Origin of the sequence: Chromobacterium fluminis, assembly GCF_011602385.1 — a bacterium.
GTDB lineage: Bacteria > Pseudomonadota > Gammaproteobacteria > Burkholderiales > Chromobacteriaceae > Chromobacterium > Chromobacterium fluminis.
Genome location: NZ_JAAOMA010000054.1, coordinates 1 through 15,536, shown reverse-complemented (window position 1 = coordinate 15,536; position 15,536 = coordinate 1). Strand labels below are relative to the sequence as shown.

Here is a 15,536-nt window from a genome sequence, read left to right as displayed (position 1 = left end):
TTAAAGTCGCCGCTGAATCACTCTCTCACCCAGGCTGGAGCTGGCCATCTCATGACATTCACCGACACCTTTCGCTCACCCGACTTCGCCGCCTATCAAGCCGCCCGCGCCCGCCAGGCCACACTGACCAAGCCGGCGGGCAGCCTAGGCAGGTTGGAAGAGCTGGCCTGCCGCTTCGCCGCCTGGCAGGGCAAGACCTGCCCGGACGCGCTGCGGCCGGCCATCACGGTGTTCGCCGGCGATCACGGCGTGACCGCGGAAGGCGTGTCCGCCTATCCCTCGGTGGTAACCGGCGAGATGGTGCGCAATTTTGCCAATGGCGGCGCTGCCATCTGCGTGCTGGCGCACAGCCTGGACGCGCGCCTTGAGGTGGTGGACGCCGGCGTGCTCAGCGACGTCTCCGCGCTGCCCATCGTCCACGCAAAAGTGCGGGCCGGCACCGGTAATCTGGCCAGGGAAGCCGCGATGACGCCGGCGCAGGCGGAGGCCGCGCTGGAAGTGGGCCGCCAGGCCGCGCGCCGCGCCTTGGCCAGCGGCGCCAATCTGCTGATCGCCGGCGACATGGGCATAGGCAACACCACCGCGTCCGCCACGCTGATCTGCCGGCTCGCCGGCTTGTCGCCGGAACGCATCGTCGGCCGCGGCACCGGCCTGAACGAGGCCGGCCTGGAAACCAAGCGCCAAGTGGTGCGCGTCGCACTGGCCCGCGTCGCCAGTCGCGAATTGTCCGCCCTGGAAACCCTCGCCGAGCTGGGCGGCCTGGAAATCGCCGCCATGGCCGGCTTCTATCTGGAAAGCGCCGCGCAAGGCGCGCCGGCGCTGGTGGACGGCTTCATTGCCAGCGCCGCCGCGCTCTGCGCGCTGGCGCTGGAGCCTCGCTTGGGGGATTGGTTGCTGGCCAGTCACCGCTCGGAAGAAACCGGCCACCTGTTGGCGCTGCACGCGCTGAAGCTGGAGCCGGTGCTGGACCTCGGCATGCATCTGGGCGAGGGCTCCGGCGCCGCGCTGTGCGTGCCCTTGCTGCAAATGGCCATCCGCCTGCACAACGAGATGGCCACCTTCGCCGAGGCAGGCATCACCGGAAAAGCGGAATGAACCCCTACACGCTGACCCTGCTGCGCCACGGCGAAATCGACCATGACGGCCGCTTGATCGGCAGCAGCGATTTGCCGCTGAACGCCACGGGGCACGTACAAATGGCGCAAAGCTGGCAGCGCATTTGCGCGCTGGCGCCGGTAACGGCGATGGCCAGTTCGCCCTTGCAGCGCTGTCGCGAGTTTTCGGTCCGGCACGCCTTGCATGGCTCGCTGACGCTGAAAGTGGACCCAAGGTTCGCTGAAATGGACTTCGGCGACTGGGACGGCATGGACGTACAGGTTCTGGCGCAACGCTATCCGGACTGGCGCGCCAAGCTGGCCGCCGGCGAACTGACACCGCCCGGCGGCGAGCCCTACGAAGCTTTCCGCACTCGGGTGCTGACCGGCCTGTCCGAATGGATGACCACGGCCAACGGCAGCCACCGGGTGCTCGTCACCCACGGCGGCGTCATCACCACCTTGCTGGCGGAGCTGCTTGGCGCGGACTTCTCGGTGGCCAAGCTGATGACGGTGCAACGCGGCGGCTTTGCCCAATTATCCATTCTAGAAGGGCACCCAGCCTACCTGATGCGTTTGGAAGCCCCGTGCGCGGACTGATTCTGGCGCTGCAATTCCTGACCCGCCTCCCCACGCCCCAGCTACGCGAATTCAAGCAGGAATGGCTGGCCGACAGCGCGCGCTGGTTCGCCGCGGTGGGCCTGATCGTCGGCGCGCTGCTGCTGGCGGCGCTAAGCCTGGGCCGCCTGAGCGATCCCTGGCTGGCGGCGCTGTTGGCGCTGTTGATGTGGACCTGGGTCACCGGCGGCCTGCACCTGGACGGTTTGGGCGATCTCGCCGACGCGCTGGGCGCGGCGCACCGCTCGCGCGAGCGTTTCTTTGAAGTGCTGAAGGACCCTCACGTCGGCAGCTTCGGCGCTCTGGCCTTGATCCTGGCCATCGTCGCCAAACTGATCTTACTGATGCTGCTGGCCAAACAGCCGACGCCGGCGTGGGGCCTGCTGCTGATTCCCGCCTGGTGCCGCTGTTTCGCGGTGTATTGGTCCGCCAGCCTGCCGGCGATCGCGCCCGGCAGCGGCGAGCGCTTTGCCTGGCGCCGCCACTGGTCCAGCCTGGCCGTCAACGCGACGCTGCTGGCGGCGCTGTCCGCCTGGCTGGCCCCGGCATTGTTGCTGGCGCCGCTGGCGGCGCTGGCTTGGCGTCGCTTCCTGTTGCGCAAGCTGGGCGGCATGACCGGCGATTGCCTGGGCGCGGGCATCGAGCTATGCGAAATCGGCCTATTGCTGCTGCTGACGGTCCGCTGGCCGGCAGTCTAGCTACGCTGTAAAGATTTCGCCATTTCCCCGTCATCCGGCGGAGATGCCCCGCGCGGATACTGGCGGCGTCGTCATCGCACGGAGCCGCCATGGCCCATCTGGAGATCAGCTGCGAGTGCGGCCGGCTGGACCGCGACATGATTCAGCGCTTCCTGGCTCAGACCCACTGGGCGCAAAACCTGACGCGGGCGCAGTTGGACAAGGCCATCGAGCACTCTCTGGTGTTCGGCGCCTACAGCGGGCAGCGACAACTGGGCTTTGCCCGCATCGTCACCGACTACGTTAGCTTCGCCTATCTGTCCGATGTGTTCGTGCTGGCCGAAGCACGCCGTCTCGGCGTCGGGCGCGCCTTGATGGAGGCGGCGCTGGACCACCCCGAACTGCAGCAGCTGCGGCGCTTCCTGCTGGTGTCGCGCGACGCGCGCCCCTTCTACCGCCGGCTGGGCTTCGCCGAACTACGCGACGGAGAACGCTATATGGAGCTGCGGCGCGAGCCGGCGGCCGTGCCGGCGCGCGTCTGGTCCTGGTTCCGCGCAAATAAAAACGCCGCTTGATGAAAGCGGCGTTCTTGCATACGCCAACGACTTAAAGCGTGCCGGCCAGCTTCTTGTTGCGCATCAGGCACAGCATGTCACAGGCCAGATGCGCGGCGGCAATGGCCGTGACCTCGCTGTTGTCGTAAGCGGGCGCCACTTCCACCACATCCATGCCGACGATATTCAAATCACCCAGATTGCGGACGATCTTCAAGGCTTGGGCGCTGCTGAGGCCGCCTGGAACCGGAGTACCGGTGCCTGGTGCAAACGCAGGGTCCAGACAGTCGATGTCGAAAGTCAGATAAACCGGGCTGTCGCCGATGACTTCCTTGATGCGCGCGATGGTGGCGTCCACGCCGTTGTCGTGCACCCAGGGCGCGTCCAGCACATTCATGCCCATGAAGTCGTCGTTCCAAGTGCGGATGCCCACTTGCACCGACTTCTTCGGATCCACCAGGCCATCTTTCACCGCCTTGTAGAACATGGTGCCGTGATTCAGGCTGTCCGGCTCATCGTCCGGCCAAGTATCGCAGTGAGCGTCAAAGTGCAGCAGCGCCAGCGGCTTGCCGTATTTCTCGGCGTGCGCGATCAGCAGCGGGTAGGTGATGAAGTGGTCGCCGCCGAAAGTCAGCATCTTGGCGCCGGAGGCCAGGATGGTGCGGGCGTGTTCGATGATGGAGGGCTTGATGGTCAGCGGATTGTGCGCGTCGAACCAGCAATCGCCGTAATCGATCACCGCCAGGTCGTCGAAGGGGTTGAAGCCCCAGGGGAAGGGGCTCAGCTCGGCCAGTTGCACGCTGGCGGCGCGGATAGCCTGCGGGCCCAGCCGCGCGCCGGAGCGGAAAGTGGTGGACAGGTCCAGCGGAATGCCGGACACCACCACGTCGGCGCCGGGCAGGTCGCGGCTGTAGTTGCGACGCATGAAAGACAGCACGCCGGCATAGGTGTTTTCAATGGAAGAGCCGTGAAGGCCCTGACGGCGGATCGCGCCGTCGCCGAAAATGGTTTCGCTCATGAAGACTCTCCGCGAGAGAGTACGCCGGGCTCAGGCGTCCCGACGATTACCGTCCATCTTGCACAGCCGACGGCTTAAGGCTGCCGCCCCCCTTGGGGCGGAACTCTGGAGTTTGCCACGATGCGCACGCACAAGAACCAATCTAATCAATGGCTTTCCAGCTGGATGCGCCACAGCCGGAAACGCAGCCGAACATCGTACCAGACCGGGCGCAAGCCCAACAAAAACAAGAGCAGCGCCAGCGGCAGGGTGAAACTGTATCCCATATGCTTGAAGCCCAGCGCGCCCACCACGCCGCCGCCGAAAAACGACAGCAGGATCAGCAAATAAGTGCGCAGCTTGACGCGGTTGGCGCGCACGTCTTTAACCTTGGGCATGCTTTTACGGCCGTAGTAGCTGAGCTTGGCCAGTTCTATGCCGATGTCGGTGGCGATGCCGGTCATGTGGGTACTGCGCAACAGGCCACCGGACAGCTTGGTGACGATGGTGTTGTGCATGCCCATGATGAAGCAGAGCAGCATCACGGTTAACGGCGTGAAAAAGCCCTTGTGCAAAGACAGCGCGGCCCCCAGCAAGCCGAACAACAGCAGCAGGCCGGCCTCCTCCATCATGGACACGCCGTAACCCCCGCGCAGCCGCTGCCGACGCGCCCACAGTATCAGCCAGGAGCTGTGCATGGCGCCGGCGATGAAGCACAACAGCATCACCAGCAGGGACAAGCCCAAGGTGACCTCGCCCAGCGCGAATTCGTCGGCCATGCCGGACACGATGCCGGACATGTGCGAGGTGTAGCGGTGCACGGCGAGGAAGCCGCCGGCGTTAAGGGCGCCGGCGATGAAGGCCATGGACCATCCCAAATGCCGCAAGGTGTGGTCATTGAAACGACCCCGGTCCAACAGCCGGGTGATGTTGGTTCGTCTGGACATATCCTGCTGACAGAATGAACAACGGCGGCCAATGGCCGCCGCTATCTGAGAAATGAAGACACTGCGCCTGCGCCCTGCCGCGGGCGATGCTTGATAGTGCATCGCCGCGTCGGCGCTGGCAAGCAGTCAGATCAAAACTAGCCGCCTCATCCGCAGGATTTCAGGCCGATTCCCGGGGTCAGCCGCTTTTGCAGCGCCTTGAGCTTGTCGGCCTGCTGCGCGTCCAGCGTCTTGAAGCTCAGCGTGGTCTTGCTCGCCTTCTGCCCCTTCTGCTGCACCAGCGCCTTGTCGTAGCCCGCCGCCTTCAGTCGCGCGGCCAAGCCCTTGGCCGCGTCTTCCTTGCCGAACAGGCCCAGCGACAGATGGCCTTTGAAATCGTCGCTCTTGACGATGTAGTTGTCGAAGCCCTTGCCCTTCAGCTCGGACGACAGCGTCGAAGTCTCCGCCTGAGTCGCCAACGGCGGGTAGTAAACCCAGAAGCGCCCGCCGCCGGCGGTTTCTTCCTTGCTGGCCTCGCTCAACTGGCCGGCCTTGAGTTTGAGTTGCGGCACGCCGCCCTTGACTCTGGCCAGCAGCTTCTCGTCCAGCGGCCCCCATTGCAAGCAAGCCACGGCGGTTTCCGCCGGCTTGGCTGCTTCGGACTTGACGTCCGCTTTGCCTGGTTCGGGCTTGGCGGCTTCCGCTTTGGCCGCCGCCGTTTTCGGCGCGGACGCTTCCGGAGCTTTCTTGGCCGCGGCGGGCTTGTCCGCTTTGGGCGCGGAGGATTCGCGCAAAGGCTCCGCCGCCGGAGCGGAAGCGGCCGGCGCGGAGGCGGCGTTCGGCTTCCAGTTAGCCGGCAGCAGCTTGACCAACTCCGGGCTCACTTCCTGCGCCCGCACGTCCGCCGGCGGACGCTGCTTGAACGAGCCATACATCGCCACCAACAAATTCAGCACCACGACCAAGGCTAGAAACCACTTCATTTTTCGTCGGCCACTCTTAATAAGCCCAATAACACCAGATTATCCACGATCTCGACCGGCCCGGCGAGCCAAGGCGCCAAGCTCGCGGCGTCGCCGCCGGTCAGCAGCACCCGCACCGGAGCGCGTCCGGTATGCGCTTGCAATTGCCGGCGCTGCGCTTCCACCGCGCCGGTCAGCGCGAATACCGCGCCGCTGGCCAAGGCATCTTCGGTCCCTTGCGGGAACGGCGTCACCACCCCGGCGGAACGGTCTAAATTGGCGGTGTTGCGCGCCAGGCTGCTCAACATCAGATTCAACCCTGGCACAATCAGCCCGCCCAGATATTCGCCCTCGGCGGTCAAGGCCTCCACGGTCAGAGCGGTGCCGGCGCAGGCGACGATTACATCGCCCTGATGCAGTTGCCTCGCGGCCAGCACCGCCAGCCAGCGGTCGGCGCCCTGCTCGGCCGGATTACGGTAAGCGTTGCGCACATCGCCGAAGCCTGCCTCCGCGCGCACCCAGCGCAAGGGGCAAGGCGCCGCCGCCGCCAAGGCTTTCGCCACCTCCTCGCGCGCGACCGACGCGCCCCAGGCGGCCGTAATCGGCCATTGCCGCCAGGCTTCGGCCAGGCCGGCGATCTCGCCGTGCTCCACCGCGCCCCGCACCAACCAGCCGCGACCATCATGCACCGCCCATTTGACCCGGCTATTACCGGCGTCGATCAACAACTTCATGCCAGTTTCCTCAAACTGACCTCGCCGGCGTGATAGGTTTTCATCCCGCCGGCGGTGTCCACCAGCAGCGCGCCGCTCTCGGCCACGCCGCGCGCCACACCCTGTACCGGGTCGCCATGGGAAAAACTCAGACAGACCGGCGCGTCCTGATGCGCGGACAAACTCATCCACTCCTGACGCAAGGGCACGAAGCCATGCCGGTCGAAATCGCTCAGCACTCGATGCAATTCGTTCAGTAGTTCCGCCAGCAGCGCGCTGCGCGCCAGCTTGACGCCGGCCTCGGCCAAACAGGCCACCGGCTGGTCCACTTCGCCCGGATCGCTCACATTCATGCCGACGCCGATCACCACCGCGGTTGGCCCCAGCGCATCGCCGGACAGCTCGATCAGAATACCGGCCAGCTTGCGTTCGTTCAGCAGCACATCGTTCGGCCACTTCAAGGCCACCGGCGCGCCCAAGCGCCGCAACGTCCGCGCCAAGGCCACTCCCACCGCCAAGGACAGCCCGGCCAGTTGGGACAGGCCACGGTCGAAACGCCACAGCAGGGAGAAGGTCAGGCCCGAACCCAGCCGCGCCTGCCAGCGTCGCCCCAGCCGGCCCCGCCCGGCGGTTTGCAGCTCCGTCGCCAACACCAGACCGTGCAGGCCGCCGCTGGCGGCGCGCGCCAACAATTGGGAGTTGGTGGAGTCCGTACGCTCCGCCACCGCCAACGTAAACGTGTCCGCTGCCGCTTCGTCCAGACCATCGCGGATAGCCGACACGTCCAGCCATTCAAACGGCGCCACCAAGCGATAGCCCTGGCCTCGCACGCTGAACACGGTGACGCCCAAGTCCTGCTGGATGGCGTGCACCGCTTGCCAAACCAGGGTGCGGGAACACCCCAGTTCGCCGGCGATGTCCTCGCCGGAATGGAAGCGGCCGTCGGCGAGACGGCGCAGCACCGCGAAAGCATGCTCGCTCACTGCTTGGCCTCGTTGGCCCGGATCTTGTGCAGCGTAGCGGTAGTGGAAGTATCAAACAGGAAAGGTATTGAATGCACCGAACCGCCGCGCGCCAGCGTTTCAGCGCTGCCGACGATCTTGTCCGGCGTCCAGTCGCCGCCTTTGACCAGCACGTCGGGACGCACCTGCTCGATCAATTGCGCCGGGGTGTCTTCGTCGAAACAGATCACCAGGCTGACGCTTTCCAGCGCCGCCAATACCGCCGCGCGGTTGTCCTGAGGATTGATGGGCCGGTCGTCGCCCTTGCCCAGACGACGCACCGAAGCGTCGGTGTTCAAACCCAGCACCAGGCTGGCGCCCAAGGCGCGCGCCTGCGCCAGATAAGTCACATGCCCGCGATGCAGGATATCGAAGCAGCCATTGGTAAAAACGATGGGACGCGGCAAGGCGGCCAGCTTCTCCGCCAGCTGTTCCTGGGTGCAGACTTTATTTTCGAACAAAGGCGTCGGGTAGGACATCGGCTTCCTTCAAACTCGGCAATCGTCCATGGGCGAACGCGGCCCCCACGGACATCAAGTTGCGAAGGATACCACAGCCCCCCACCGCTGCCGCTAACCAAGCCACACACTCCTCGCAAGGCTGTCGCGTTTCGCCCTCAGCGCCAACAATTGCTAACGGTACCGCTGGCGGCTCCCTTGCTGCCCAGGCTGTTCAGGCTTAGCGTCCCACAGCTTTCCCCCACCTGCCCCCCAGCCGGCGCCGCCTGCAGCGAATACCCCTGGCCATTGGCCAGCGTGGCGGAGGCGCTCAGGTCGCCCATGGTGATGGTGTAGCGGCTATCCTGGCTGCTGAGGCTGGAGGAGGCGTAGCCCAGCGCCGTCAACGTGGATGCATAGCCGTTATTGAGCGTGAAGTATTTTTCCTGAGCCTGGGCAATGGCTTGCAACTCGGTCTGCGCTTCGGCCCGATAGGTGCGCTGCACGTAGTTGGTGTACGCCGGCAGGGCGATGCTGGCCAAGATGCCGACGATGGCCACCACGATGATCAGCTCTATCAAGGTGAAGCCGGAAAGCGTACTCCGTGTCCGCCTGTTGCAATATTTCATTCCCCGCCCTCAGTTATTGATCAGTTCGCGCCAGGTAACCCGCCTCCAGCTGCGTGCCAGATTCCAGCCGGTGATTGAGGTGCTCCCCGTGGTGCTGCTGGATAGCGAGAAGACCTTGCCGCTCAAGACAAAATCGGTGGTCCCCAGCGAGCCGCCCATCTGCTTGCCGATGATGGGCTTGTAGTTGCCGGAAGAGTCCGTCGTTTGCGCCACGGTGTCCGCCAGCTTGGGCTTGATCCCTGCGCCGCCGTTGTCGTACTGCACCCGCAGAATATAGGCGGCGTCCTTGGGCGTGCAAATGTCGCTGGCATCCGAAGAGGGGATATAGGTCTGGTACTCCAGCGTCTTCGAATAATAGTTCAACATCCCCACCACTCGCTCGCCGCTGATGTTCAAATCCTCGTACCAGCCCAGCTTGCCGTAGGAGGAGCTGATCGAGCCGTATTGCGTCGAGCAGCTCTGGTTCGCCGTCGCATTGGCCAGCGTGTAGTCTTTCCAGCTGATTGAGGTATTGGTGGCTTGCCGGTAAGTGGTGCCGCTGATCACATTGGTGGACAAGGTCTGTTGCAACAACAGACGGCGATCGCAGACCGGCGCGCCCCAGTCCCAAATGCCGTACACGCTGTGGTTGTTGGATTCCGTACTGCAACTGCTGGTTTTGTCGCAGCTTTCAATGTACTTGCCGGTGCCGAACATCACCATCCGGTTAGTGTTGCTCGCCGTTGTAGCGCCATTGCTGACCGGCATGGTAGCCGTCACCGGTGCCAGCACGATGGGCTGCGCCACGCCGCTGCCGTCTTTCGCGCTAAACAACGGTACGCCGTTCAGTGCCACTTTCCAATTGGACGGAGTACTGGAGCTGAGTTCGAATTTCCACAAATTACCCTTCAGGTCCCCCGCGTAGATCACGTCTATCGTACCGTTGCCGTCTAGATCCACCGGCTCGATGCTGGACAGGCCATTGGGCGACACCGCGGTGCCGGACAAAGTGGAGAGCTTGTAGTAGTTGTTGTTCAGGATCCAGCTGACGCTGGGGTTCAGCGACAGAATCAGCAGAGCGGCGTCGCCGTTGGTGCTGTTGTAACCATTGTGGCTGACCACATACCACTTGCCGTCATTGAGTTTGATGATCTGAGGCGCTCCAAACACATAGCCCATATCCAGATCGTTGGTGGCGTTGAATTCCCATTTGGCGATGGAAGCGGCGCTGCTTTCACTGAAGCTGTCCGGACTGGTGATATCGAGCAGATACAGGCCCTTGCCCCCCGCGCCCAGGCCGCCGGCCAGGTAGCTGCCCCAGGTGGTGCCGATCTGGGCGTCGACGGCGGCCGGGGTCGAGTCGACATAAAAATTATGGGTATAGGAGTTGCTGGCCAATTGGTTCAGATTGCCGAATACCGGCGAGGGAATGTAGGCCAACAGTTCCATGCCGGTCGTGGCCTGGAAGCCATGCAACATGCCGTCGTTCGCGCCCACGTACACCATGGAGGAACGACTACCCTTGCTCCCCACGAAGGACTGGTAGCTAGGGGTATTGTAGTTGGGATCGCTGGAGCCGCTCGCCGGCGCAGGGAGGTAAGCCGGCGAGGAATTGACGATATCCCCCAGCTTGGTGGCGGGCCGCGGCCGGAACTGGGTGCTGCCGTAGCCCTCGTTCGCCGGGCTGCCCCGCAGATAGTTCAGCCGGCTTTGCGTCACTGAGCTAAGCTCGGTCAGCGAAGCCCGCAAAGCCTGCTGCTGCACGGTATTCAGGCTGGACCACTGGAAGGCCTGCCCCCCGCCGATGCCACCGCTGGAAGTAATAATCTGGCGACCGGTATCGCTGTTTACCTTCAGTTTGGCGTTCCACAACGGACTGCTCAAGGACAGGCTGGTGCCGCTGACCAAAATCTTGCGCGCGCTCAAATCCCCGGACCAGTCCGCGCTGTTGACGGAGGCTTCGTAGTAATAGGTGTCGCCGCTAATCGTGGACTTGCTGCCCACGCCGGCCGAGCCCGAGCCGTTCTGGTTGCTGATGTTTTGGAAGGCCTGATCCAACTGGGCGTTCAACTTGGACGGGTTGCTGACCAGAGAGTAATTGTCGGGGTTGCCGTCGCCGTCAGCATCCCACTGCCAGACATTATTGGGGTCGAAGGAATTAGGGTTGCTGGGATTGGTCTTGTTGTCCGTGAAGCCGCCGTACTTCGCCATATACCATAGCGGGCTCTCAAACAAGGTGGTCGAGCCCTTGGTGGGGTCCAATGTGAAGGTGGCGGTGAAGGTCAACGGCAACACGCGGCAAGAGCCGCTGCTGAGACCATAGTTCAGCGGGTTATAGCCGGTCTGACCGCTGCTGGTGCCAATGCACTGGGTCGCGGTGTTCTGGGTGGTATCGTTCTCGCGCACCACCAGATAAGCACCGGCCTTGTTCTCGGTAGAGGCCCCGGCCAAGGGCTGCACACCGGAAATGATGAAGCCGAGGTGGTTCCAATAGCCGCTGGCGGCATAGGTGGAGTTGACCGTCACCTGCACCTGATTGCTGCCCACCTTGGTGATCTGATAGGTGGCGATCGAGTCCAGGTCGTAGTCGCTGCCGAACTCGCTGTCGTCGAAGTTCGCCTGAAAAGAATAAGAACTACCGTCACTGGCAGCGCTGGTCAAGAAGAAGTTGGTGATGGTCATGGTGTTGCTTGCACCGTTCACCACCTTGCCGAAAGGCACCAGCGTCACCGAACCGCCGGCCAAGGGCACGGTGATCTTGGGCAAGGGCGAGGACAGCCCCACCGCGAAAGTGCGCACCGGCGCCAAAGTGGCGCCGCTGGGCGGGCTGGTCGGTGTCACCAGGATGTTGGTACGCGCGTAATAGGCGGCCATCGCCGCGTAAAAACTACCCTGACGCGTCGGCTCCTCCGGCGACAAACCGCGAACGTCGAAATTGGAGGCGGACTTGCTGGTAGGCAAGCCGTCGGCGGTGCCGCCGGACACCTCGCCTATCATCACGTTTTTGCTGCCGCTGCCAAACTGATAGCCCCATAGCGTGCTGCCCAGCTGGCTAACGTTCATCCCGCTCAAATCATTGCTGTAGGAGAAGCCCCAGGGCGAACCCGGCATCTGGCTGTCGTAGGAGGTCAAGGCCTCGCTGATCACGGTGACAAAGGGCTTGGTGCACCAGGCCCTGCCGTTATAGGGATTGGTCCAACTAGTGATCTTGGGCAAACCCAGAGTACTGGTGTCGATTGAGGTGGAACCGGTGATGAATTTGGGCCCACTCTTACCCGCCAGATAACGCAGGCCCTCGTAATACATGGTAGCCACCGGGTTGCCCCAGTTGCCGCTGCCGCTGGTGGAGGTATTGTAGCTGGTGCCGGACTTGTTGATCCTGAGGCGGTCGATGATGTCGGCAATCCCCCCGGCCTTGAAAGTGCCGTCGCTGTTCAACTCATTGCCGAACTTGCCGATGGCGTCGCGCAGCACCCCGCCCAGTTGCGGCGAATCGTAAGAGCCGGTCAGCAAGCCAAACTCCATATTACTGCTGATGCCGTATTTGTGCAGCAGGCCGGTGGGCAGGTAATTGCTACCGTACTGATTGCAATTGCTCTCCAGCAGACCCGCCACGCAAACCCGCACTTGCAGGGTCAAGGCGGTGAAGTTCTGCGAAAGCTTGCCGTTGCTCTCGGTGCTGACCCAGTCCGTCATCACGTTCTTGGTAGGATCCATAGCCGCGATCCGCAGCACCGGCGTACCGGGATAGCTGCCGTTGTCCATGTTCACCATGACGATGTTGCGGCCCGCCGACAGCATGCTGGCAATGGTGCTTGTGGAGGTGCCGGCGCCGTTTTCATACTTGGACACGCCTAGCGTGGTATCGACGTAGGAGGCCAAGGACACCGTTGGGCTGGTGGAAATGACGCTGCCGAAAGACTTGCCCCAGACATGAGCATCCAGCGGGATGTTGGAGCGGATCAGCGTCGCGGGCGAAGCGCTGGCCCGCTTGCCGCCATACAGCGATTTGCGCAGCACATCGATGCGCGACATGGTGACGTAGTTGAGGAAGTCCCCGCTCCAGTGCGAGCCGTCGCAGGTTTTGTCGCTGGTCGTCGCATAGGGAATAAAAGCGCTGCTGGACGAGCTATAGGTGTAACACTTGAAGGAGTCGAAATAGCCGTAATAATCGATGGACTTGGGCTTGTAGCCGATATCCGGCATCCCGACACCGTCCAGATCCGTATAGTCGTTGTAAGCCGCGACAAATAGATTATGGCTCTTGCCCATCACCAGCAGATTGATCGGGTTCACTTGCAAAGTGTTTTGCAATAAGGGCTGGGTCGGAATGGTCAACGCCCAGGCCAGGCTTCCCTGGGTCAGGGCCAAGATCAGACTCAAGCAACCTTGCATCAAGATGCGCGCCATCTTCCGTCTCCTTACTGCTCCACCCAGACGACAGACTCCAATTGCGTCTGGGTTGTGTTCAACAGGGTCTTGCGACCGCCGTAGCCTGTCGCCAGCAGGCGGTAGTAATCGCGTCCCCCGTTGGTGCTGACATAGCTGATGGTATAGGTGGCGGACGCGGCCGAATTGGGCACGGCGACAGTGCCGCTCGCCGTGGTGCCGCTCGCCGGCAGATTGTCCGCCGTGGCGATATAAGTCTCAGCCTGACGCATCGCCACTTCCGCCGCCATAAAGGCAATGGCCCGCTCGCGATTGTTGCCGCCCAGTTTTTCTTCCATCAAGGCTGAACGCACCGCCCCGAAGCCGAGCATCGCCAACACGGTCAGGAAGATCAGGGCCACCAGTAATGAAAAACCCTGTTGTCGCGTCTTGGCCGTCATGACAGATTGTTCCGCAAGAAAATGGACGTCCGGAAGGTACGCGCCAGCTTGCCGTTATTGGACACCCCGGCCGCCGGATAGGCATTGCCATTGCAATCGGTTACCGAGTAGCCGCTGGGCGCGGTGTACTGGGTGTCCGACTCCACCAAGATGCACACTCGCACCACATGCACCTTGGTCCAATCCGCAACACTCGCAGCAGCGACGTAGCTCTCTGGAATATTATCCGGCGTCGTGCTGCTATCCACCCCATACATCAGCACCAACTGCTTCACCCCGCTCAGCACCGTGCTGGTGCTCCCCGTCGAGGTGCAGGTCATCACATCGCTGGCGGTACGGGCAATCGCAAAATTATAAGCCGTCGACGCGCTGGCCACCGGACTGCCCTGGCAATCTATGATCTGATTATCGTTATTTCCGTAAAAGCGGTAGTTCAAAGTGCCGCTCGCCTCTAGCAACACCGTACCCGCGCTCGTGAATGTCGTGCCGCTGGCGGGGAAATTGACGGCCAGGCCATTGGCCAACCTGGTGGTGTCCACATAGCCGGCCTGACGCACTTGTTCCGATATCCAGCGAATGGCGAAACGCCCCTTTTCCTGCACCTCGGCCTGCGCCGCCTGGCTGCGAAACACGGTCTTATTGGAATAGAACACCTGTCCGACCAGCAGCAGCACCATCAAGCCCAGCGTCAACGCCACCATCAGCTCAATCAAGGTCATGCCGCACTCATGGCGGCTGCGCATCGCCAAGGTTTTCATCGGAATCGGTACTCGAAGGTCTGGGTTTGCATGGGAGTGGTACCGCTCGCCGCTTTTTCCTGCCAGCTTACGCTGACCGAAACCTGACAGGCCGTACCCGTGCCGGAGGCCCCGGCCAGGCTGTAGCTGCAATCGCTCAAGGCGCTGGCGCTCGTTCCATCCGTTTTTTTCAACAGAACTTGCACAGTGCCAGAACCAAACATATTGGTAGTCGCTGAGGCGAAATAGGCAGTATCGGACGCCGCGATGTTCTGAATAGTGGAACTGTTGCTAGTACATGCCGACGTCGCCACCCCTGAGGCGTAGCACCCCAGCGCGCTATTCAAATCCATCTGATTGCTAGCAGAATTCAGGGCGTAAATCTGATCGCCCGTCGCCGCTCGCACCCGCTCGGCCGCCTCTACCGCCAGTTCCGAAGCCAGGCTGCGCATATAAGCGTCATGCGAATCTCGGATAGACTTCAACTGCATGCCGGCCATGGCTAACAGACCCAGAGCCACCACCAGCACTGAGATCAGCACCTCCAGCAAGGAGAACCCTGCCTCCGCTCTTATCCGTGCGCGCATATTCAATTCCCGCTGATCAAGCCGTACGGCGCCACCTGCACCGTACTGCTGGCCGTTGTGGTCTGGCTTTGAAACAGAATCTGCAGTGTGGTGGTCAGGCGCGTGCCGCTGGCCGTCGCGCCCCTCGCTTCGCCGCTGGGCGCAAAACGAAAGCCGGCCACCGTGCTCGAAGCAACAGCGGCGCCGCCAGGATTATGCACCGACAGGATTTCAGTACTCGAAGGCGAGCCGCTGCCGTCGAGATCGGCGAAAACCAACCAACCCACCGACCAATTGCTGGCCGTATTGGAACAACTGCTGCCATCGGTGGATGCGCACACACCTACTGGCACGCCGCGGCGAATCGCTTCGGCGCGGGCATTGGTCATGTCCGCCACCAAAGCGCGCGACAGCGCCTGGTAACGATTCGTGTCGATGAATTGGTTGAACGCCGGCACCGCCAATGCCAGGCCAATCCCCACCACCGCAATGGCCACCAATAGCTCAACCATGGTGAAGCCCCCCAACGTCGCTCGCCGGCCCATTCCATTCCCGTTGCTTAAGCTATTTTTCAGGATTGTATAGAGAAGCGGATGCAGACAAGTCTGGCTGGACAAGCGGCAACTAAATCAAGACAGAAGGGAAAGACAAGCGGCAGAAATGGGAAAAAACAAGGCTTCGCGCCATGCCGTACAAATGCATAAAGCCCAGCTCGTGTGAGCTGGGCTTCGCAATGGGGCGTCTGGCGGTGTCCTACTTTCACATGGCGAATGCCACACTATCATCGGCGCTAAGGCGTTTCACGGTCCTGTTCGGG

General features: G+C 62.6%; 16 protein-coding genes. 4 read left to right on the top strand and 12 right to left on the bottom strand.

The window, feature by feature from the left end; all coding sequences use genetic code 11:
* Positions 1 to 51 precede the first annotated feature (51 nt).
* The 4 genes from cobT (at position 52) to HA052_RS23860 (ending at position 2,964) form a co-directional block, all read left to right on the top strand.
* The gene (gene cobT / locus HA052_RS23875) at positions 52 to 1,095 is read left to right on the top strand and encodes a nicotinate-nucleotide--dimethylbenzimidazole phosphoribosyltransferase (RefSeq protein WP_166453920.1); all 1,044 of its coding nucleotides are present in this window, start codon (positions 52 to 54) and stop codon (positions 1,093 to 1,095) included.
* Positions 1,092 to 1,694: a histidine phosphatase family protein gene (locus tag HA052_RS27785; RefSeq protein ID WP_081549632.1), complete on the top strand. Its 603-nt coding sequence runs from the start codon at positions 1,092 to 1,094 to the stop codon at positions 1,692 to 1,694. The genes cobT and HA052_RS27785 overlap by 4 nt, the downstream gene beginning before the upstream one ends.
* Entirely contained in the window at positions 1,682 to 2,410 is a 729-nt protein-coding gene (gene cobS / locus HA052_RS23865; protein ID WP_166453919.1) for an adenosylcobinamide-GDP ribazoletransferase, read from the top strand. Before HA052_RS27785 ends, cobS begins: the two co-directional genes overlap by 13 nt.
* Before the next feature lie 89 nt (positions 2,411 to 2,499).
* Positions 2,500 to 2,964 (top strand): GNAT family N-acetyltransferase, encoded by a 465-nt coding sequence (locus HA052_RS23860; protein ID WP_166453918.1) that lies wholly within the window; start codon positions 2,500 to 2,502, stop codon positions 2,962 to 2,964.
* Positions 2,965 to 2,995: 31 nt separating this feature from the next.
* Here the strand turns inward: HA052_RS23860 and speB are convergent, their stop codons facing one another.
* The 12 genes from speB to HA052_RS23800 form a co-directional block, all read right to left on the bottom strand.
* On the bottom strand, positions 2,996 to 3,961 hold the full coding sequence (gene speB / locus HA052_RS23855) for an agmatinase (RefSeq protein WP_166453917.1): 966 nt from the start codon (positions 3,959 to 3,961) through the stop codon (positions 2,996 to 2,998).
* A gap of 146 nt (positions 3,962 to 4,107) precedes the next feature.
* Complete coding sequence (locus HA052_RS23850) at positions 4,108 to 4,887, bottom strand: YoaK family protein (RefSeq protein WP_019100843.1); 780 nt, start codon at positions 4,885 to 4,887, stop codon at positions 4,108 to 4,110.
* Between the two features lie 146 nt (positions 4,888 to 5,033).
* On the bottom strand, positions 5,034 to 5,849 hold the full coding sequence (locus HA052_RS23845; RefSeq protein WP_166453916.1) for an SPOR domain-containing protein: 816 nt from the start codon (positions 5,847 to 5,849) through the stop codon (positions 5,034 to 5,036).
* Positions 5,846 to 6,562, bottom strand: a complete 717-nt coding sequence (locus tag HA052_RS23840; RefSeq protein WP_166453915.1) for a type III pantothenate kinase — start codon at positions 6,560 to 6,562, stop codon at positions 5,846 to 5,848. Before HA052_RS23840 ends, HA052_RS23845 begins: the two co-directional genes overlap by 4 nt.
* A complete protein-coding gene (locus HA052_RS23835; protein ID WP_346774585.1) occupies positions 6,559 to 7,524 on the bottom strand; it encodes a biotin--[acetyl-CoA-carboxylase] ligase in 966 nt (321 codons plus the stop codon). Before HA052_RS23835 ends, HA052_RS23840 begins: the two co-directional genes overlap by 4 nt.
* A complete protein-coding gene (rfaE2, locus tag HA052_RS23830) occupies positions 7,521 to 8,021 on the bottom strand; it encodes a D-glycero-beta-D-manno-heptose 1-phosphate adenylyltransferase (protein ID WP_081549644.1) in 501 nt (166 codons plus the stop codon). The genes HA052_RS23835 and rfaE2 overlap by 4 nt, the downstream gene beginning before the upstream one ends.
* A 137-nt stretch (positions 8,022 to 8,158) precedes the next feature.
* Positions 8,159 to 8,608: a type IV pilin protein gene (locus tag HA052_RS28050; RefSeq protein ID WP_081549646.1), complete on the bottom strand. Its 450-nt coding sequence runs from the start codon at positions 8,606 to 8,608 to the stop codon at positions 8,159 to 8,161.
* Between the two features lie 9 nt (positions 8,609 to 8,617).
* Positions 8,618 to 12,997 (bottom strand): pilus assembly protein, encoded by a 4,380-nt coding sequence (locus tag HA052_RS23820; protein WP_166453914.1) that lies wholly within the window; start codon positions 12,995 to 12,997, stop codon positions 8,618 to 8,620.
* 11 nt (positions 12,998 to 13,008) lie between these two features.
* A complete protein-coding gene (locus HA052_RS23815) occupies positions 13,009 to 13,416 on the bottom strand; it encodes a pilus assembly PilX family protein (protein ID WP_081549650.1) in 408 nt (135 codons plus the stop codon).
* Positions 13,413 to 14,174: a PilW family protein gene (locus tag HA052_RS23810; protein WP_166453931.1), complete on the bottom strand. Its 762-nt coding sequence runs from the start codon at positions 14,172 to 14,174 to the stop codon at positions 13,413 to 13,415. Before HA052_RS23810 ends, HA052_RS23815 begins: the two co-directional genes overlap by 4 nt.
* Positions 14,171 to 14,740, bottom strand: coding sequence for a type IV pilus modification protein PilV (pilV, locus tag HA052_RS23805; protein ID WP_166453913.1), 570 nt, complete (start codon positions 14,738 to 14,740; stop codon positions 14,171 to 14,173). The genes HA052_RS23810 and pilV overlap by 4 nt, the downstream gene beginning before the upstream one ends.
* A gap of 2 nt (positions 14,741 to 14,742) precedes the next feature.
* The gene (locus tag HA052_RS23800; protein WP_277345150.1) at positions 14,743 to 15,264 is read right to left on the bottom strand and encodes a GspH/FimT family pseudopilin; all 522 of its coding nucleotides are present in this window, start codon (positions 15,262 to 15,264) and stop codon (positions 14,743 to 14,745) included.
* Positions 15,265 to 15,536: the final 272 nt, after the last annotated feature.